Annotated in this window: 16 protein-coding genes; 12 read left to right on the plus strand and 4 right to left on the minus strand. The window is 73.7% G+C overall.

The window, feature by feature from the left end; translation table 11 throughout:
* Positions 1-107: 107 nt before the first annotated feature.
* The 9 genes from hpnC to ACFXOZ_RS11615 all read left to right on the plus strand — a co-directional run bounded on the left by hpnC (position 108) and on the right by ACFXOZ_RS11615 (position 12041).
* On the plus strand, positions 108-1055 hold the full coding sequence (gene hpnC, locus ACFXOZ_RS11575) for a squalene synthase HpnC (protein WP_380522616.1): 948 nt from the start codon (positions 108-110) through the stop codon (positions 1053-1055).
* A 41-nt stretch (positions 1056-1096) separates the two neighbouring features.
* Positions 1097-1954, plus strand: a complete 858-nt coding sequence (gene hpnD / locus ACFXOZ_RS11580) for a presqualene diphosphate synthase HpnD (RefSeq protein ID WP_375885318.1) — start codon at positions 1097-1099, stop codon at positions 1952-1954.
* A gap of 139 nt (positions 1955-2093) precedes the next feature.
* Entirely contained in the window at positions 2094-3536 is a 1443-nt protein-coding gene (gene hpnE, locus ACFXOZ_RS11585; protein ID WP_380589586.1) for a hydroxysqualene dehydroxylase HpnE, read from the plus strand.
* A 182-nt stretch (positions 3537-3718) separates the two neighbouring features.
* A complete protein-coding gene (locus ACFXOZ_RS11590) occupies positions 3719-4807 on the plus strand; it encodes a polyprenyl synthetase family protein (RefSeq protein ID WP_375885251.1) in 1089 nt (362 codons plus the stop codon).
* Positions 4808-4814: 7 nt separating this feature from the next.
* Positions 4815-6896 (plus strand): squalene--hopene cyclase, encoded by a 2082-nt coding sequence (gene shc / locus ACFXOZ_RS11595; protein ID WP_380589589.1) that lies wholly within the window; start codon positions 4815-4817, stop codon positions 6894-6896.
* Positions 6893-7573, plus strand: coding sequence for a 1-hydroxy-2-methyl-2-butenyl 4-diphosphate reductase (locus ACFXOZ_RS11600; protein WP_380400457.1), 681 nt, complete (start codon positions 6893-6895; stop codon positions 7571-7573). The genes shc and ACFXOZ_RS11600 overlap by 4 nt, the downstream gene beginning before the upstream one ends.
* Before the next feature lie 2 nt (positions 7574-7575).
* Complete coding sequence (gene hpnH / locus ACFXOZ_RS11605) at positions 7576-8604, plus strand: adenosyl-hopene transferase HpnH (RefSeq protein WP_360238793.1); 1029 nt, start codon at positions 7576-7578, stop codon at positions 8602-8604.
* Between the two features lie 136 nt (positions 8605-8740).
* Positions 8741-10651: a 1-deoxy-D-xylulose-5-phosphate synthase gene (dxs, locus tag ACFXOZ_RS11610; RefSeq protein WP_380589592.1), complete on the plus strand. Its 1911-nt coding sequence runs from the start codon at positions 8741-8743 to the stop codon at positions 10649-10651.
* A complete protein-coding gene (locus ACFXOZ_RS11615; RefSeq protein WP_380522621.1) occupies positions 10641-12041 on the plus strand; it encodes an aspartate aminotransferase family protein in 1401 nt (466 codons plus the stop codon). The genes dxs and ACFXOZ_RS11615 overlap by 11 nt, the downstream gene beginning before the upstream one ends.
* Before the next feature lie 80 nt (positions 12042-12121).
* Here the strand turns inward: ACFXOZ_RS11615 and ACFXOZ_RS11620 are convergent, their stop codons facing one another.
* Positions 12122-12394 (minus strand): DUF6343 family protein, encoded by a 273-nt coding sequence (locus tag ACFXOZ_RS11620; protein ID WP_380589595.1) that lies wholly within the window; start codon positions 12392-12394, stop codon positions 12122-12124.
* Between the two features lie 77 nt (positions 12395-12471).
* Here ACFXOZ_RS11620 and ACFXOZ_RS11625 point away from each other — a divergent pair, with 77 nt between their 5' ends.
* Entirely contained in the window at positions 12472-12690 is a 219-nt protein-coding gene (locus ACFXOZ_RS11625) for an I78 family peptidase inhibitor (protein ID WP_375885266.1), read from the plus strand.
* 52 nt (positions 12691-12742) lie between these two features.
* On the opposite strand, the gene ACFXOZ_RS11630 is transcribed toward ACFXOZ_RS11625, so the two are convergent.
* Entirely contained in the window at positions 12743-13501 is a 759-nt protein-coding gene (locus ACFXOZ_RS11630; protein ID WP_375885269.1) for a phosphatase PAP2 family protein, read from the minus strand.
* 231 nt (positions 13502-13732) lie between these two features.
* Positions 13733-14500 carry a 3-oxoacyl-ACP reductase FabG gene (gene fabG / locus ACFXOZ_RS11635; protein ID WP_380522623.1) on the minus strand — a complete coding sequence of 256 codons (768 nt, stop codon included), beginning with the start codon at positions 14498-14500 and terminating at the stop codon, positions 13733-13735.
* Between the two features lie 402 nt (positions 14501-14902).
* Here fabG and ACFXOZ_RS11640 point away from each other — a divergent pair, with 402 nt between their 5' ends.
* Complete coding sequence (locus ACFXOZ_RS11640) at positions 14903-15769, plus strand: MarR family winged helix-turn-helix transcriptional regulator (protein ID WP_375885276.1); 867 nt, start codon at positions 14903-14905, stop codon at positions 15767-15769.
* A gap of 220 nt (positions 15770-15989) precedes the next feature.
* Here the strand turns inward: ACFXOZ_RS11640 and ACFXOZ_RS11645 are convergent, their stop codons facing one another.
* Positions 15990-16853 carry an aldo/keto reductase gene (locus ACFXOZ_RS11645; RefSeq protein ID WP_380589598.1) on the minus strand — a complete coding sequence of 288 codons (864 nt, stop codon included), beginning with the start codon at positions 16851-16853 and terminating at the stop codon, positions 15990-15992.
* 452 nt (positions 16854-17305) lie between these two features.
* Here ACFXOZ_RS11645 and ACFXOZ_RS11650 point away from each other — a divergent pair, with 452 nt between their 5' ends.
* Positions 17306-19066 (plus strand): ABC transporter transmembrane domain-containing protein, encoded by a 1761-nt coding sequence (locus tag ACFXOZ_RS11650; RefSeq protein ID WP_380589601.1) that lies wholly within the window; start codon positions 17306-17308, stop codon positions 19064-19066.
* Positions 19067-19071 lie beyond the last annotated feature (5 nt).

The following is a 19071-nucleotide window of genomic DNA, read 5'->3' on the forward strand; positions in this document are numbered from 1 at the left end:
TGACGCCCGCGCTCGGACGCGTGTCCGAGTCGGACCGGTGGTACCGAGCGGTGTAGAACGGGGGAGTGACTGCAGTGTCGGCTTCGGCCCAGCCCAGAGATACGCCGGTGAACCCTTCCGCGGGACAGACCCTGGAGAAGGCGGGCGCGGAGAACTTCCCGGTCGCCCCCTTCTTCCTGCCCGCGGCCTGGCGCGACGACCTGATGGCGGTCTACGGCTTCGCCCGGCTGGTCGACGACTCCGGCGACGGCGACCTGGCCGATCCGGCCGCCACCGCGGGCCTGCTGGGGATCGAGCAGCGGCCCCCCGCCACTCCTTCGGCCCAGTCCGGCCCGCCGGGCCCGGCGGAGGTCTCCTTCCGGCTCGCCCTGCTCGACGGGCTGGAGCGCGACCTCGACCGGGTGTTCGAGACCGCGCTGCGCTCCGCCGGTGCCGAGCAGCCCCGGCACCCGCTGCTGGGCGCCCTCGTCCCGCTGGTCGACCGGCACGGCCTGACGCCCGAGCCGTTCCGCCGTCTGATCGAGGCCAACCGGGTGGACCAGACCACCGCCCGCTACGCCACCTACGACGACCTGGTCGGCTACTGCACGCTCTCCGCCGACCCGGTCGGCCGCCTGGTGCTGTCCATCGCCGGCGTCTCCACCCCCGAGCGGATCGCCCTCTCGGACGCCATCTGCACCGCCCTCCAGCTGGTCGAACACCTCCAGGACGTGGCCGAGGACCTCTCGCGCGGCCGGATCTACCTCCCCGCCGAGGACCTGGAGCGCTTCGGCGTCACCGAGGAGGAGCTCGCCGAACCCACCGCGACCGGTGCGGTCCGGGAACTGATCGCCTTCGAGGCCGAACGGGCCCGCACCCTGCTCGACCGCGGCGCACCATTGGTAGGTACGGTTCGGGGAAGGCTTCGACTGCTCCTGGCGGGATTCACCGCAGGCGGCTACGCGGCCCTGGCGGCCGTCGAGGACGCCGGGTACGACGTGCTCGCCCGGCAGGCGAAGCCGGACAAGCGCCGCCTCGCAGCGAAGGCGGCGGCCATCTTCGCGAAGGGAAGGTGAACGCCCGAGTGGCGGCATCACCACTGGCGTCGGCCCCGGTCATGGCGGCGTACCGGTACTGCGAGGCAGTCACCGGACTGCAGGCACGCAACTTCAGCTACGGCATCCGCCTGCTGCCCGAGCCCAAGCGACTGGCCATGTCGGCCCTGTACGCGCTGGCCCGCCGGGTGGACGACATCGGCGACGGCGACCTCCCGGCCGACCGCAAGGCCGAGGCCCTGGTGCGCACCCGGGAGCTGGTGGACGAAGTCCGCTCCGGGGCGGTCGCCGAGGACGACACCGACCCGATCAAGGTCGCCCTGGCCGACGCGGCCCGGCGCTTCCCGATCCCGCTCGGCGGCTTCGACGAGCTGATCGACGGCGTGGAGATGGACCTCAAGGGCGCCGAGTACCAGACCTACGAGGAGCTCAAGGTCTACTGCCGCTGCGTGGCCGGCGCCATCGGCCGGCTCTCGCTGGGCGTCTACGGCTGCGAGGACCCGGAGCGCGGGGCGCAGTACGCGGACACCCTGGGCCTGGCCCTGCAGCTCACCAACATCCTGCGCGACCTGCGCGAGGACGCCCTGACCGGCCGCACCTACCTGCCCACCGAGGACCTGGCCAGGTTCGGCTGCGAGCAGGGCTTCGCGCTGCCCAAGCCGCCGGTCGGCGCGGACTTCACCGGGCTGGTGGCCTTCGAGGCCGCCCGCGCCCAGGCCGCCTTCGAGGAGGGCCTGCGGCTGCTGCCCCTGCTCGACCGCCGCAGCCGCGCCTGCACCGCCGCGATGGCCGGGATCTACCACCGGCTGCTCGGCCGGATCGCCGCCGACCCGGAGTCGGTGCTGCGCGGCCGGGTGTCGCTCCCGGGCTGGGAGAAGGCGTACGTGGCGCTTTCCGGGCTCGCCGGGGGGCGTTCTTGATTCTCGCCACGGTTCTGTCACGCTGTGTCAGCGGGGAATCACATCAGGGTGGCGCCGTGTCGACCGCGGCGCCGGCCGTGAGCGCGCCGGCGGCAGCGACCGTCGCCGGGCGGTCCGGCGACTGCGAGGGGGAGGGCCGATGACCGGGCGAGCCGATGCCGCGCGCCCGGCCGCCGTCGTGGTCGGCGGCGGCCTGGCCGGGATCACCACCGCCCTGCGGCTGGCCGAGGCCGGCCACCGGGTCACCCTCGCCGAGGGGCGCCCCCGGCTCGGCGGCCTGGCCTTCTCCTTCCAGCGCGGCGACCTGACCGTCGACAACGGCCAGCACGTCTTCCTGCGCTGCTGCACCGCCTACCGCGGGCTGCTGGAGCGCCTGGGCGCCACCCGGATGACCCACCTCCAGGACCGGCTGGACGTCCCGGTGCTCTCCGTCACCGGCCCCGCCGGGGCCCCGGTGCGGACCCTCGGCCGCCTGCGGCGGGCCGGCCTGCCCGTCCCGCTGCACCTGGCCGGCAGCCTCGCCCGCTACCCGCACCTGTCCCCGGCCGACCGCGCCCGGGTGGTCCGCGGCGCGCTCGCCCTCAAGGGCCTGGACCTCGCCGACCCGGCGCTGGACGGGCTCTCCTTCGGCGAGTGGCTGCGCCGCAACGGGCAGAACGCCGCCACCACGGCCGCGCTCTGGGACCTGGTCGGCGTCGCCACCCTGAACGCCCGGGCCGACCAGGTGTCCCTGGCGCTCGCCGCGATGGTCTTCAAGACCGGGCTGCTCTCCGACCCGGGGGCCTCCGACATCGGCATCGCCGCCGTCCCGCTCGGCGCTATCCACCACGACCGGGCGCTCGCCGAGCTGGAACGCGCCGGCGTGCGGGTGCTGCTGCGCGCCCGGGTCGCGGAGCTCAAGCCGGCCGCGCCCCAGCACGCCGTCCGGCTGGAGGGCGGCCAGTCGGGCACCGGCGAGCTGCTCACCGCCGACACCGTGGTGCTGGCCGGCGCCCAGGACACCGCGGCCGCCCTGCTGCCGCCGGGCGCCGTCCCCCACCGGCTGGAGGACTTCGGCACCACGCCGATCCTCAACGTGCACGTGGTCTACGACCGCAAGGTGCTGCGCCGGCCGTTCTTCGCCGCGCTCGGCAGCCCGGTCCAGTGGGTCTTCGACCGCACCACCCACTCCGGGCTGGCCGGTACCCCGATCGGCCGCGCCCACCCCGGCGCCCAGTACCTGGCGCTGTCCCAGTCCGCCGTCCAGGACGAGATCGACCTGCCGGTCGCCGAGCTGCGCGAGCGCTACCTGCCCGAGCTGGCCCGGCTGCTGCCGGCCGCCGCCGGCGCCGAGGTGCTGGACTTCTTCGTCACCCGGGAGCGCACCGCGACCTTCGACGGGGCGCCCGGCAGCGCCGCGCTGCGGCCCGGGGCCACGACCGGCGTCCCCGGCCTGCTGCTGGCCGGCGCGTGGACCGCCACCGGCTGGCCCGCGACCATGGAGGGCGCGGTGCGCAGCGGCCACGCCGCCGCCGACGCCGCGCTGGCCGCGGCCGGTGCCAGGGTGCCGGTGGACCGGGGCGACGGGCGGTGGCCCAGGTGACGGCGGGGCCTGCGGCCGGAGAGCCCGCCAGAGCCGACGGGCGTACCGTCGGCCCCATCGGCCGTACCGACACCGAGCGCCGCGGCACCACCCGCTTCGGCGCCGCCCGCTTCGACACCAGCCGCACCGACAGTACCCGGCCGCCCCGTGCGGTCCGGCACCACGAGGGAGAGGGAACGCACGTGGAGTCACGCACCGGCATCGCCGTCGGAGGCACGGCGCACGCCGAACCGGTCTCGGTGCCGGAGCTGCTGGCCCGCAGCCGGACGCTCTGCGCCCCGCCGCTACGGGCCACCGTCGCCCGTCTGGCCGCACCGATGGACACCGTCGCCGCGTACCACTTCGGCTGGATCGACCGGGACGGCACCCCGGTGGAGGGCGACGGCGGCAAGGCCGTGCGCCCCGCGCTGGCCCTGCTGTCCGCCCAGGCGGCCGGTGCGGCGCCCGAGGTCGGGGTGCCCGGCGGGGTCGCCGTTGAACTGGTGCACAACTTCTCCCTGCTCCATGATGATCTGATGGACGGTGACGAGACCCGACGGCACCGGGCCACCGCCTGGACGGTCTTCGGCCCGGCCCAGGCGATCCTGGTCGGCGACGCCCTGGCGACGCTCGGCACGGAGGTGCTGCTCGACGCCGGGGTGACCGGCGGCGCGAGCCCCACCGACGCCGCGCGCGCCGTCCGGCTGCTCACCACCGCGACCCGCAGACTGATCGACGGCCAGGCCATGGACGTCGCCTTCGAACAGCGCGACAGCGTCACCGTCGCCGAGTGCCTGGAGATGGAGGGCGGCAAGACGGCGGCCCTGCTGGCCGCCGCCTCGGCGATCGGCGCCGTCCTGGCCGGGGCCGACGACAAGGTCTCGGACGCCCTCCAGCGCTACGGCCACCACCTGGGCCTGGCCTTCCAGGCGGTGGACGACCTGCTCGGCATCTGGGGCGCGACCGAGGTCACCGGCAAGCCGCACTGGGGCGACCTGCGCCAGCGCAAGAAGTCCCTGCCGGTCGCCGCGGCGCTCGCCGAGGGCGGCGCCGCCTCGCGCCGGCTGGCCGAGCAGCTCGCGGACCCGAAGGGCCGGGGCGAGGAGGGCGAGCCCGAGCTCGCCGCCCGGGCCGCGCTGATCGAGGAGGCCGGCGGCCGGGCCTGGACCCAGGAGGAGGCCCGCCGCCAGCACACGACTGCCCTCGCCGCCCTGGACGAGGTGCCCATGTCCGACGAGGTGCGCGAGCACTTCGTCGCACTCGCCGAATTCGTGGTGGTACGAGAGAGGTGACGTTACGTTGACAGCAACCGCGGACGGCCGGCTCGACCCTGAGTACGATTCCGAGCCGGTCGCGGTGGGCGACCGCCCCCCGACCCTGCTGGGTGCGGGGCGGTGGCAGCCCGAGGACACCGACCGGCCCCGGCCGGCCGGTGAGGCGGACCGGCAGCCCGGCGACGCGCGCGAGGCCCTCGCGCGCGCCACCACCCACCTGCTCTCGCTGCAGTCCTCCGAGGGCTGGTGGAAGGGCGACCTGGAGACCAACGTCACCATGGACGCCGAGGACTTACTGCTCCGCCAGTTCCTGGGCATCAGGACGGAGGAGCAGACCCGGGCCACCGCCGAGTGGATCCGCTCCCAGCAGCGGGAGGACGGCACCTGGGCCACCTTCCACGGCGGACCGCCCGAACTCTCCACCACCGTCGAGGCCTACGTCGCCCTCAAGCTCGCCGGCGACGACCCGGACGCCCCGCACATGCTGGCCGCCGCGCGCTACGTCCGCTCCGCCGGGGGCATCGCGGCCGCCCGGGTGTTCACCCGGATCTGGCTCGCGCTCTTCGGCTGGTGGTCCTGGGACCGCCTGCCCGAGATGCCACCCGAGATCATCTTCCTGCCCAAGTGGCTGCCGCTGAACATCTACGCCTTCGGCTGCTGGGCCCGGCAGACCATCGTCCCGCTGACCGTGGTCTCCTCGCACCGCCCGGTCCGTCCGGCCCCCTTCGCGATCACCGAGCTGCACACCGACCCGGACCACCCGTACCCCGACCGGCCGCTCGCCCCCGCCACCAGCTGGGACGGCCTGTTCGAGCGCCTCGACAAGCTGCTGCACGCCTACCACCGCCGGGCCTTCCGGCCGCTGCGCCGGCTCGCCGTCGCCCAGGCCTGCCGCTGGATCGTCGAACGGCAGGAGGCCGACGGCTGCTGGGGCGGCATCCAGCCGCCCGCCGTCTACTCGCTGATCGCGCTGCACCTGGAGGGCTACGAGCTGGAGCACCCGGTGATGAAGGCCGGGCTCTCCTCCTTCGACCGCTTCACCGTGCACACCGAGGACGGCATGCGCTGGATGGAGGCCTGCCAGTCCCCGGTCTGGGACACCTGCCTGGCCACCATCGCGCTGGTCGACGCCGGCGTCCCGGCCGACCACCCGGCCCTGGTCAGCGCCGTCGACTGGATGCTCGGCGAGGAGATCCGCAAGCGCGGCGACTGGTCCGTCCAGCGGCCCGCCCTGCCGGCCGGCGGCTGGGCCTTCGAGTTCGAGAACGAGACCTACCCCGACATCGACGACACCGCCGAGGTGGTGCTGGCGCTGCGCCGGGTCGCCCACCCCGACCAGGCCAAGGTCGACGCGGCAGTGGACCGGGGCGTGCTGTGGAACCTCGGCATGCAGTCCAAGAACGGCGCCTGGGGCGCCTTCGACGTCGACAACACCAGCCTGCTGCCGAACAAGCTGCCGTTCTGCGACTTCGGCGAGGTGGTCGACCCGCCGTCCGCGGACGTCACCGCCCACGTGGTGGAGATGCTCGCCGAGACCGGCCGGGCCCGGGACCCGCGCACCCGCCGCGGCATCGAGTGGCTGCTGCGCGACCAGGAGGCGGACGGCTCCTGGTTCGGCCGCTGGGGCACCAACTACATCTACGGCACCGGCTCGGTGCTGCCCGCCCTGGTCGCGGCCGGCGTCCCGGACGAGCACCCGGCGATCCGCCGGGCGGTGCGCTGGCTGGAGGACCGGCAGAACACCGACGGCGGCTGGGGCGAGGACATGCGCTCCTACGACGACCCGGCGCGCTGGGCCGGGCGCGGCGACTCCACCGCCTCGCAGACCGCGTGGGCGCTGATGGCGCTGCTCGCGGCGGGCGAGGGCCCGGAGGGCCGCTCCAACCCGGCGGTGGAGCGCGGGGTCGAGTGGCTGGTGCGCACCCAGCTGCCCGAGGGCACCTGGGACGAGCCGCAGTTCACCGGGACCGGCTTCCCGTGGGACTTCTCCATCAACTACCACCTGTACCGGCTGGTCTTCCCGGTCACCGCGCTCGGCCGCTACCTCAACGGCGGCCCCGGGATGGTGCGGCCGGGCGGCACGCCGTCGATCGGGGCGAACCGGTGACCACCGCCCCGCTGCTGGTGCTCTGCGCGCTGGGCCCCGAGGTGTGGGCCCTGCGCGGCGGCGACTGGCGCGGCTCGGCCGGCGGACCCCCGGTGCTGGTGCGCACCGGGGTCGGCCGACGGCGCGCCGGGACGGCCGTACGGCGCCTGCTCGGCTCCGCCCCGGGCGGCTACGGCGCGGTCGTGGTGGCCGGATTCGGCGCCGCGGTCGGGCCGGGAGTGGCGCCGGGCGAGGTGGTGGCCGCGGACGGCGTGCGCGACGCCGAGGGCCACCTCTACCCGGTCGACTCCGGGCCGGAGCTGGCCCGGGCGCTCAAGGAACACGGCCTGACCGCGCACACCGGGGTGCACCACACCGCCGACCACGTGGTGCGCGGCATCGAGCGGCGCGCCCTGCACCTCCAGGGGGCGCTGGCCGTCGACATGGAGGCCGCCGCCGTGCTGGCCGCACTGCGGGAGGTGCGCCCGGCGCTGCCGGTGGCCGTGCTGCGGGTGGTGGTGGACACCCCCGAGCACGAGCTGCTGCGGCCGGGCACGCTCCCGGCCGGGGTGCGCGCCTGGCGGACCCTGCGGGCGGCGGTACCCGCCCTGGTCGACTGGTACCGGCAGGAGCTCGACACCCGCTCCGCAGTCCTGAACCACCCCACATCCTCGACGCTCCCCCAGGAGGCGAGCTAGCCATGGCCATGCCGTTGCGCCAGACCGTGCGGGTCGGCACCTACCTGATGCAGCAGAAGCTGCTCAAGCGACGGGACAAGTTCCCGCTGATCGTCGAGCTCGAACCGCTGTTCGCCTGCAACCTCGCCTGCGAGGGCTGCGGCAAGATCCAGCACCCGGCGGGTGTGCTCAAGCAGCGGATGCCGGTCGCCCAGGCGGTCGGCGCGGTCCTGGAGTCGGGTGCCCCGATGGTCTCGATCGCCGGCGGTGAGCCGCTGATGCACCCGCAGATCGACGAGATCGTCCGACAGCTGGTGGAGCGCCGCAAGTACGTCTTCCTCTGCACCAACGCGCTGCTGATGCGCAAGAAGATGGACAAGTTCAAGCCCTCGCCGTACTTCACCTTCGCCGTGCACATCGACGGCCTGCGCGAGCGGCACGACGAGTCGGTGGCCAAGGAGGGCACCTTCGACGAGGCGGTGGCGGCGATCAAGGAGGCCAAGCGGCGCGGCTTCCGGGTCACCACCAACAGCACCTTCTTCAACACCGACACCCCGCAGACCGTCATCGACGTCCTGGACTTCCTGAACGACGAGCTCAAGGTCGACGAGATGATGATCTCCCCGGCCTACGCCTACGAGAAGGCCCCCGACCAGGAGCACTTCCTCGGCGTCGAGCAGACCCGGGAGCTCTTCCGAAAGGCCTTCGCCGGGGGCAACCGGAAGCGGTGGCGCCTCAACCACAGCCCGCTCTTCCTGGACTTCCTGGAGGGCAAGGCCGACTTCGAGTGCACCCCCTGGGGCATCCCCAACTACTCGCTGTTCGGCTGGCAGCGGCCCTGCTACCTGATGGCCGACGGCTACGTGCCCACCTACCGCGAGCTGGTCGAGAAGACCGACTGGAGCAAGTACGGGCGCGGCAAGGACCCGCGCTGCGAGAACTGCATGGCCCACTGCGGCTACGAGCCGACCGCCGTCCTGGCCACCATGGGCTCGCTCCAGCAGTCGCTGCGCGCCATCACCGAGACCGTCAGCTCCAACCGGGGGCGCTGAGCCCGGGCCGGGCCGCCCGGTACCGCAGCCATCCCGCGTCCTGAGCTCCCGTCCGGCCCGGGCCGTCGTGCCCGGGCCGGCCCCGCCCCGGTGGGCGGAGGCACCACCGCACCGCTCCGAGTCGTGAGGTGTACCCATGTCACTGCTCTCCCGCGTCACGTCCCCGGCCGAGCTGCGCAAGCTCCCGGCCGCCGAACTGCCGCTGCTCGCCGACGAGATCCGCGACTTCCTGATCGACGCCGTCACCCGCACCGGCGGCCACCTCGGGCCCAACCTCGGCGTGGTGGAGCTGACCATCGCGCTGCACCGGGTCTTCGACTCGCCGTACGACCGGATCGTCTTCGACACCGGCCACCAGAGCTACGTCCACAAGCTGCTCACCGGCCGCCAGGACTTCTCCAGGCTACGGATGAAGGGCGGCCTGTCCGGCTACCCCTCCCGGGCCGAGTCCGAGCACGACCTGGTGGAGAACTCGCACGCCTCCACCGCGCTCTCCTACGCCGACGGGCTCGCCAAGGCCACCCAGCTGCTCGGCCAGTACGACCGGCACACCGTCGCGGTGATCGGCGACGGCGCGCTCACCGGCGGACTCGCCTGGGAGGCGCTGAACAACATCGCCGAGGCCCGCGACCGGCCGCTGGTCATCGTCGTCAACGACAACGAGCGCTCCTACGCCAGGACCGTCGGCGGACTGGCCCACCACCTGGCCACCCTGCGCACCACCCAGGGCTACGAGCGCTTCCTCGCGCTCGGCAAGGAGGCGCTGCAGCGCACCCCGCTGGTCGGCCAGCCGATCTTCGACGCGCTGCACGGCGCCAAGAAGGGCTTCAAGGACGCCTTCGCCCCGCAGGGCATGTTCGAGGACCTCGGGCTCAAGTACCTGGGCCCGATCGACGGCCACGACCTGGGCGCGGTCGAGCAGGCGCTGCGGCAGGCCCGGAACTTCGGCGGCCCGGTGATCGTGCACTGCCTGACCGTCAAGGGGCGCGGCTACCGGCCCGCCGAACAGGACGAGGCGGACCGCTTCCACGCCGTCAACCCGATCGACCCGTACACCTGCCTGCCGATCTCGCCCAGCGCCGGGGTCTCCTGGACCTCGGTGTTCGGGGAGGAGCTGCTCGCGCTCGGCGCCGAGCGGCCCGACCTGGTGGCGATCACCGCGGCGATGCTCCAGCCGGTCGGGCTGGCGCCGTTCGCCAAGGCGTACCCGGACCGGACCTTCGACGTCGGGATCGCCGAGCAGCACGCCGTCACCAGCGCGGCGGGCCTGGCCACCGGCGGGCTGCACCCGGTGGTGGCGGTCTACGCGACCTTCCTGAACCGGGCCTTCGACCAGGTCCTGATGGACGTCGCGCTGCACCGGCTGGGCGTCACCTTCGTGCTCGACCGCTCCGGGGTCACCGGTTCGGACGGCGCCTCGCACAACGGCATGTGGGACCTGTCCGTGCTCCAGGTCGTCCCCGGGCTGCGGCTCGCCGCGCCGCGCGACGCCGAGCAGCTGCGGGCCCAGCTGCGGGAGGCCGTCGAGGTCGAGGACGCGCCGACCGTGGTCCGCTTCCCCAAGGGCAACGTCGGGCCGGTCGTCGAGGCGGTCGAACGGATCGGCGGGACAGACGTGCTGCTGCGCACCGGACCGGCGCCGGAGATCCTGCTGGTGGCCGTCGGGGTCACCGCCTCCGCCTGCCTGGACGCCGCCCGGCTGCTGCTCGCCGAGGGCTTCACCGCGACCGTGGTCGACCCGCGCTGGGTCAAACCGGTCGATCCGGCCCTGGCCCGGCTCGCCGCCGCCCACCGGCTGGTGGTCACCGTCGAGGACGGCGGCCGCACCGGCGGCGTCGGTTCGGCCGTCGCCCAGGCGCTGCGCGACGCCGACGTGGACGTCCCGGTGCGGGTGCTCGGCCTGCCGCAGGAGTTCCTCGGCCACGCCGCCCGCGGCGAGATCCTGGAGGAGACCGGCCTGACCGGCACCGGGGTCGCGGCCCAGACCGCCGTCTTCGCCAAGAACCTGCTACCGACCCGAGGAGCGAACCCGCGCCATGCCGGCTGACCCCGACCGCCCCGCCTTCGACCTCGCCGCCCTCCTCGCCGAACGCGGCGGTGAGCGGTACGAGCTGCACAGCCGCCACCTCAACCCGCAGCTGCCGCGGATGCTCCGCACCATCGGCTTCGACAAGTACTACGAGCGGGCGCAGGGCCAGTACTTCTACGACGCCGAGGGCAACGAGTACCTCGACATGCTGGCCGGCTTCGGCATCTTCGCGCTCGGCCGGCACCACCCGGTGGTGCGGTCGGCGGTCCGGCAGGTGATGGACCTGGACCTGCCGGACCTGGTCCGCTTCGACTGCTCGCCGCTGCCCGGGCTGCTGGCCGAGCGGCTGCTCTCGTACGCGCCCGGACTGGACCGGGTGTTCTTCGGCAACAGCGGCACCGAGGCGGTGGAGACCGCGTTGAAGTTCGCCCGGTACGCCACCGGCCGCCGGCGCGTCCTCTACGCCGACCACGCCTTCCACGGGCTGACCACCGGATCGCTGTCCGTCAACGGGGAGAGCGGCTTCCGCAAGGGCTTCGACCCGCTGCTGCCGGACACCGCCATCCCGCTCGGCGACATCGGGGCGCTGGCCAAGGAGTTGAAGCGCGGGGACGTCGCCGCGCTGATCGTCGAGCCGATCCAGGGCAAGGGCGTCCAGGCGCCGCCGCCCGGCTGGCTGCGGGCGGCCCAGGCGCTGCTGCACGAGCACAAGGCGCTGCTGATCTGCGACGAGGTGCAGACCGGGATCGGCCGCACCGGCGCGTTCTTCGCCTACCAGCACGAGGAGGGCGTGCTGCCGGACCTGGTGTGCGCGGCCAAGGCGCTCTCCGGCGGGTACGTGCCGGTCGGGGCCACGCTCGGCAAGAGCTGGATCTTCGAGAAGGTGTACTCCTCGATGGACCGGGTGCTGGTGCACTCGGCCAGCTTCGGGTCCAACGCCCAGGCGATGGCGGCCGGGCTGGCGACCCTGGAGGTGATGCGCGAGGAGAAGGTGGTGGAGAACGCCCGGCAGGTCGGCGACCGCTTCCGCGAGCGGCTGACGGCCCTGATCGACCGGTACGAGCTGCTCGCCGAGGTGCGCGGTCGCGGGCTGATGATCGGCATCGAGTTCGGCCGGCCCAGGTCGTTGAAGCTGCGCACCGGTTGGACGGCCCTCCAGGCCGCGCGCAAGGGGCTGTTCGCGCAGATGGTGGTCGTCCCGCTGCTGCAGCGGCACCGGATCCTGACCCAGGTGTCCGGGGACCACCTGGAAGTGATCAAGCTGATCCCGCCGCTGATCATCACCGACCGGGACGTGGACCGGTTCGTCGACGCGTTCACCGAGATCATGGACGAGGCCCACCGGGGCAACGGCCTGATGTGGGACTTCGGCCGGACGCTGGTGAAGCAGGCGGTCGGCAACCGGTAGGGCCCCTCTTCCCGCTCCCGCCCGCGGCTCGGAGCGGGAAGTCGGCCCGGCCGGCTTCCCACTCCGTGGGAGACACCGCGTCAGAGCTCGGTCCGGCGGCGCCGGATGACCACCACGAGATCGACGACGGCGAACAGGGTGAGCAGCCCGAGGGCGACGGCGAAGCCGGTCAGGGTGCCCCGGCCGGGGGCGCCGTCCACCGGGGAGGAGGCCGCCCAGTACGCGAAGCCGGCCGTCCCCAGGGCGAACAGCGGGGTGAAGGTCAGCGACAGCAGGTAGCGGAGCTTGAGGTCGCTGCGGGCGGTGGCCGGCTCGGTGCCGCTGCGCCACCGCCGCGGCGTCGTGGCACGCATGCGCGTTCACCTCCGGGCCGCGCGGGTGGGGGCTACGATTCCAGCGTACGTCCGAGGGGGAGAGCCGGGGAGGCGCTGTGACGGGTGCGGACGCCGTGGGGGCGGGCACGACGGGGGAGGACGCCGAGGGCTACGCGGGGCTGCGGATCGAGCGGGCCCGGGAGCTGGCCCGGCGGCACGGCTGGGCCTCGGTCCGGGTGCTGGAACCGGGGCAGCTGATGACCATGGAGTACCGGGAGGGGCGGCTGAACCTCGCGGTGCGGGACGGTGTGGTGGAGCGCAGCTGGGAGGGGTAGCGCCCGCTCGCGGCGGCGGCGGCGTCGGTGGTGGCGGCGGCGGTGGCGGGGTTCAGCGTGCGAACCGGCGGTGCAGCCGTTGTTCGGCCACCGCGAGCAGCGGCTCCAGCAGGGGCAGGGAGAGCAGCACCAGCAGCCCGGCGGCCCAGCCGGCCAGCACGTCGGAGACCCAGTGGGTGCCCAGGTAGACGGTGGTCAGGCCGATCGAGCAGGCGGTGGCGGCGGCGATCAGCGCGCCGGTGCGCTGCCAGCGGACCGCGAGGTAGGCGAGCACGCCCCAGGTCACCACGGCGTTGGCGGTGTGGCCGGAGGGGAAGATGGTGCCGCCGGAGAACAGCTCGGGGGAGCCGACGTACTGGGCGTAGTGCGGTCCGAGCCGGCCGGTGAGGATCTTGACGGCGCCGACCGTGATGTTGAGGAGCAGCAGGGCGACGCCCATCACCAGCAGCGGGCGCAGCCGCCCGAGGCGGTGGGCGCGCCAGAGCAGCCAGGCGAACGCGGCGATGGCGCTGGGTCCGCGCTGCCCGGCGATCACCCAGGTGTCGAGCAGCGGCTCCAGGCTGGGCCACCGCTCGTACGGGCGGAGCAGGCGCACCGACCAGTCGAGGTCGACCAGGTCGGTGTTGAGCAGGACGCCGGCCAGGACGAGCAGGTAGGCGGCGAGGGTGGCGGCGAACAGGGCGGCCCGGCGGCGGCTCATCGGTGGCCAGCCGGGCTCGCCGCGGTCGGGGCGGGGGAGCTCCCGGCGGTCGGCGGTGCGGCGATCCGGCCCCTGTCGCGGAATGCGAGCGGCGGTACTTCTGGATTGCACGGGGTGACCATACCCATCTGGGCGAGGCCATTCCTGAGGGAATTGTCATTTTCCCGGGAAATCGACAATTGGGGCTGCCCCGGGCGACCCGGGGAGTGATTTCCGCTATTCCTGGATCGAATGCCCGTGTGGTCTTCGAATGATTCTGCAAAAGCCCCGGTAAAGAAAACGGAGTGGGCGGCCGGTTCGACCGGCTTCCCACTCCGTGGTAACCCTGTGTAGGTTCAGTGCTCAGTCGAGGGGGCCACCCGCGACGTAGATCACCTGGCCGGAGACGAAGCCGGCGGCCTCGCCGGCGAGGAAGGAGATGGTGTTGGCGACGTCCTCGGGCTCTCCGACGCGCTGGACCGGGATCTGGGAGGCCGCGGCCCGCTTGAAGTCCTCGAAGTCCATGCCGACCCGGGCGGCGGTGGCCGCCGTCATGTCCGTGGCGATGAAGCCGGGGGCCACCGCGTTGGCCGTGATGCCGAACTTGCCCAGCTCGATGGCCAAAGTCTTGGTGAAGCCCTGGAGGCCGGCCTTGGCGGTCGAGTAGTTGGCCTGGCCGCGGTTGCCCTGGGCGGAGGAGGAGGACAGGTTGACGATGCGGCCGAAGCCGGCGTCCACCATGTGCTTCTGCACCGCGCGGGTCATCAGGAAGGCGCCGCGGAGGTGGACGTTCATGACCGTGTCCCAGTCGGACTCGGACATCTTGAAGAGCAGGTTGTCGCGGAGCACCCCCGCGTTGTTGACCAGCACGACGGGGGCGCCGAGCTCGGCGGCCACGCGGTCGACGGCGGCCTGGACCTGCTCGGCGTCCGCGACGTCGGCGCCGACGGCCAGCGCGCGCCCGCCGGCGGCGGTGATCCGGTCGACGGTGTCCTTGCCGGCGGCCTCGTCCAGGTCCAGGACGGCCACCGCGTAGCCGTCGGCGGCCAGTCGGACGGCCGTGGCGGCGCCGAGGCCGCGGGCGGCGCCGGTGACGACCGCCACCCGGGTGGCGGTGCTCTGCTCGGTCATGCTCGCTCTCGTCTCTCTCGGGGTGCCTCCGGGGGAGTGGCCCCGGGGAGGGTGCCCATACCCTACCGGCGGGTAGGGGAGGCGGCCAGGGTGGAGAGGCGCAGGTGACGGTCGGTAAGGACCGACCGGTCGGCTTTCTGCTGAGAACGGGTTACTGCAAGGGTGTGGCAGCGCGTAAATATGCCAATGTTGCCGAACCTGCGTCTACTATCCGCCCCTGCCTGCCAGCAAGGGCCTGCCGTTTGTATAGTGTCCGCCAGCAGCCACCGGCTGCACGGCTGGAGCGCCCTCCCTCATAGCTGGACGCCCACTCGCCGTTACTGCCCCACCCGGGTGTCCCACACACACCGGGTGTGACATCGGGACGGATACATGGTGCTGGGGGAGATCCCGACAACCCGCGTGTCCGCGCGACTGCAGCAGTCGCCCGGACACCTCATTCGCGTTGCACAGCAGGTTCACACCCGTCTGTGGTCCGAGCACGTCGGAGCCGATCTCACGGCTCCGCAGTTCGCGGTCCTGCTGGTCCTCGCCCTCGAACCGGGGGCGGACCAGCGGACCGTCGGCGAGCGAGCCTCGCTGGACAAGGCCACGATGGCGGAGATGGTCGCGCGGCTGGTCCGCCGCGGCCTCGTGCTGCGACGGCGCGACCCGGCCGACGGCCGGCGCAAACTGCTCGCCCTCTCGCAGAGCGGTGCCCAGGCGGTGCGCGAGGCCACCGGTGGTGTGGTCCGCGTCCAGCGGGTGCTGTTCGAGCCGCTCACGCCGGACGAGCAGGTCGAAATCGTCCGGGTGATGGCCAAGATAGCCAGGCTGGAACCCGCGGCCGTGGCCGTCTTCACCGACGCGCGGCCGATACTGGACGCCCAGCGGGCGATCGGCTACCTGATCAGGGTCGGCCAGCAGGTGCACACCAAGCTCTGGTCGGAGCACGTCGGCGCGGACCTGACGGCCCCGCAGTACGCCGTGCTGGACGCGCTGGAGCTGGAGCCGGGCGCGGACCAGCGCACGGTCGGCGAGCTGGCCTCGCTGGACAAGGCCACGATGGCCGAGATGGTCAGCCGGCTGGTGCGCCGCGGTCTGGTGCAGCGCCGGCGCGACCCCTCGGACGGGCGGCGCAACCTGCTCTCGCTCTCACCGGCGGGTCAGGACCTGCTGCACCGCTCGGCCGCCGGAGTGGCCGAAGTCCAGCGCTTGCTGCTCGCTTCGCTCGCGGAGGAGGAGCACGCGACGGCGCTCGCGCTCATCGCCAAGGCGGCCAGGCTCTAGCCCAAGCTTTGGTAACAACAGCCAAAACGATTCACCAAGTCTCCTGAGGCCCACGGCCGTCGGTAGCGACCGATGGTCGGGGTCGGTGAATCCGGGCACGCCGAAGTACCGCTCGTCCCTCTCCGGAATGAGCGGTACTTCGATATGACCGACAGTCAGGATCGCTGTCGTCGTTGTCGGGGGCGCCGGGCCTGGTCGGCCGGCGCCCCCGCGGCGCCCGTCAGTTCCAGTCGAACCCCTGCGGGTCCGGGCCGATCCGCTTGCCGGTGGCCACGCCCGCGATCGCCGCGAGGTCCTCGGCGTCCAGCTCGAAGCCGGCGACGTCCAGGTTCTCCCGGATGCGGGACGGGGTGACCGACTTCGGGATGGCGATCACGCCGCTCTGCAGGTGCCAGCGGAGCACCACCTGGGCGACCGTGCGGCCGTGCTTCCCGGCGATCTCCACCAGCGCCGGCTCGGCCAGCAGCTCCCCGCCCTGGCCCAGTGGGCTCCACGCCTCGGTGGCGATGCCGTGCTCGGCGTGGAAGGCGCGCAGCTCCTCCTGCGGGAAGTACGGGTGCAGCTCGACCTGGTTCAGCACCGGGACGACCGAGGCCTCGTCCAGCAGGCGGGTCAGCTGCTCCTGGCCGAAGTTGGAGACGCCGATCGACTTGACCCGGCCGCCCTCCTTCAACTGCTCCAGGGCCTTCCAGACGTTCAGGAAGGTGCCGTGCATCGGGCGCGGCCAGTGGATCAGGTACAGGTCGAGGTAGTCGAGCCCGAGCTTGTCCAGCGAGGCGTCGAACTCGCGCAGCACCGCGTCGCGGCCCTGCTCGCCCGACCAGTCGCGGGTGCCCGAGTTCCACAGCTTGGTGGTGACGTAGAGGTCCTCGCGGGCCAGGCCGCCCGCCAGTGCCTCGGTGACGGCCGCGCCGGTGCCGGCCTCGTTCTCGTAGATCGCCGCGGTGTCGATCGAGCGGTAGCCCGCCGCGATCGCCTCGCGCACGGCGGGGGTGGCCCGGGCGTCCTCGACCTGCCACACGCCGAAGCCGAGCTGGGGGATCTGAGCGCCGTCGTTCAGGGTGACGCTGGGGATGTTGCTCACGGGAAGGGGTGCCTTCCTGGTCGTCCGTTGTTTCCAGAGGGGGCAACCGGTGCCCCGGCACGATTGTTCCCGCCGTTCGGGCGAATCTTTGGGGAAGCTTTACGACGGCGTGGCGTGCGCCGGGCCCGTGCCACGGGGGTGCGCGCCAGGGCGTGCGGCGGGCGTGCGGCGGGGGCGGCGGAAAACCTGTTGCGTGGATCACAGTGGGCTTGGCAGGCTCGCGGACATGACCTCCTGAGATCCGGGTCCTTCGTACCCATGCGCTGCCCGTCCGGCCGCCCGCCGCCGGACGCGCCGATGTCGCCGCGCCGTCGCGCCGCGCCTCCGGGTGTCCGTTCCCGCGCGACCGCGGGCCGCCCGTGCCTCCCGTACTCCCGCGCCCCGCGCACGTCTTGCACACCTCGCACCATCCGCACCCCTAGCACCCCTCGCACCCCTCGCATCGGAGTGTCATGCCGCTCACCCCACTGCCGCTGGCCGACCCCGGCAGTCCCGACCTCTCCTCGCCCCTGGCCTTCCTGCGCTGGCTGCAGCGCGCCCAGCGGCGCGGGCAGGTCCGTGCCACCTGCTGGGCGCTGATCGAGATGGGCGCCCAGGCCGCCCTGCCGGTGCCGCTCGGGCGCGGCGTCCAGGCCGCCGTCGACGGTGACGCCGGCGGGATCTGGCGGGCCGGCGCGCTGGCCCTGCTGCTGGCCGCCACCGCCTCGGTCGGCACCGTGCTGCTGCACCGGCAGGCGGTCTGGAACTGGATCCACGCCGCCTGCCACGTGCGGCAGTTGGTCGCCGGGCAGGCCTCGCACCTGGGTGCCGGGCTGTCCCGGCGGATCGCCACCGGCGAGGTGGTCGCGGTCGGCAGCGGGGACGTCGAGCGGATCGGCTGGTACGTCGAACTGGTCGCCCGGGTCCGGGCCGCGGTGATCGTCTGGCTGGCCGTCAGCGCGGTGGTGCTGGTGGTCGAACCGGTGCTCGGGATCGGGGTGCTGCTCGGCGTCCCGGTGCTGGCGGCCTCGGTGTGGCCGCTGATCGGGCCGTTCGAGCGGCGCTACACCGAGCAGCGCGAGCTCGGCGGCAAGGCGACCGAGCTGGCCGCCGACACGGTGGCCGGGCTGCGGGTGCTGCGCGGCATCGGCGGCGAGGACCTCTTCCTGGAGCGGTACCGGGCGGCCTCCCAGAAGGTCCGGGCGGCGGCCGTCCGCTCGGCCCGGCTGTGGTCGCTGATGCAGGCCCAACAGGTGCTGCTGCCCGGGCTGTTCGTGGTCGGGGTGACGTGGTACGGCGCCCGGCTGGCGGCCTCCGGCGAGCTCGGCGTGGGCACCTTGATCGGGGTGTACGGCGCGACCGCCTTCCTGGCCGCACCGCTGCGGATCCTGGGCGAGGCGGCGCACGCCTGGAGCGTCGCCCGGGTCTCCGCCGGGCGGGCCGTGCGGGTGCTCTCGCTCAGCCGGACCAGTGGCGGGGCCGACGGCGTGCTGACCGGTCCGGGCCGGTCCGACCTGCACGACCCGACCACCGGGCTGACCGTCCGGGCCGGCGAGCTGACCGCGGTGGTCTGCGGGGACCCGGACTTCGCCGGGGCGCTCGCCGAGCGGCTCGGCGGCCACGTCCCGCTGGCCGAGGGCGAGCGGGCCCTGCCCTCGGTGCGGCTCGGCGGCACCGAGCTGGACACCGTGCCGCTGGCCGAGGCCCGGGCGGCGGTGCTGGTCCACGACAAGGAGCCGGTGCTGCTCTCCGGCACGCTGGCCGAACTGCTGGACGTGCCCTCCTCCGGCCGGGTTCCGGTCGCGGACGCGCTCGCCGCGGCCCGCTCCGAGGACGTGCTGGAGGCGCTGGTGGACGGCTCGCCGGACTGCGAGGGCGACCCGATGCGGGCCCGGATCACCGAACGCGGGCGCTCGCTCTCCGGCGGGCAGCGCCAGCGGCTCGCCCTGGCCCGCGCGCTGCTGGCCGACCCGCCCGTCCTGGTGCTGGACGAGCCCACCAGCGCGGTGGACGCCCACACCGAGTCCCGGATCGCCGCCGGCCTGCGGGACACCCGGGCCGGGCGCACCACCGTGGTGTTCGCCACCAGTCCGCTGCTGCTCGACCGGGCCGACCGGGTGGTGCTGCTGCGGGAGGGGCGGGTGGTGGCGGCCGGGCGGCACCGCGAACTGATGCGCACCGAGCCGGCCTACCGGGCCGTGGTCACCCGGGACGAGGAGGCCGCGCAGGTATGAGCACC

The organism is Kitasatospora sp. NPDC059160 (genome assembly GCF_042755465.1).
Classification (GTDB): domain Bacteria; phylum Actinomycetota; class Actinomycetes; order Streptomycetales; family Streptomycetaceae; genus Kitasatospora.

Excerpts from the sequence above, each read along its gene's own strand:
- hpnD (WP_375885318.1), top strand. The coding sequence starts at position 1,097 with ATGGCGGCGTACCGGTACTGCGAGGCAGTCACCGGACTGCAGGCACGC.
- hpnE (WP_380589586.1), top strand. The coding sequence starts at position 2,094 with ATGACCGGGCGAGCCGATGCCGCGCGCCCGGCCGCCGTCGTGGTCGGC.
- hpnH (WP_360238793.1), top strand. The coding sequence starts at position 7,576 with ATGGCCATGCCGTTGCGCCAGACCGTGCGGGTCGGCACCTACCTGATG.
- dxs (WP_380589592.1), top strand. The coding sequence starts at position 8,741 with ATGTCACTGCTCTCCCGCGTCACGTCCCCGGCCGAGCTGCGCAAGCTC.
- ACFXOZ_RS11615 (WP_380522621.1), top strand. The coding sequence starts at position 10,641 with ATGCCGGCTGACCCCGACCGCCCCGCCTTCGACCTCGCCGCCCTCCTC.
- ACFXOZ_RS11620 (WP_380589595.1), bottom strand. The coding sequence starts at position 12,394 with ATGCGTGCCACGACGCCGCGGCGGTGGCGCAGCGGCACCGAGCCGGCC.
- fabG (WP_380522623.1), bottom strand. The coding sequence starts at position 14,500 with ATGACCGAGCAGAGCACCGCCACCCGGGTGGCGGTCGTCACCGGCGCC.
- ACFXOZ_RS11650 (WP_380589601.1), top strand. The coding sequence starts at position 17,306 with ATGCCGCTCACCCCACTGCCGCTGGCCGACCCCGGCAGTCCCGACCTC.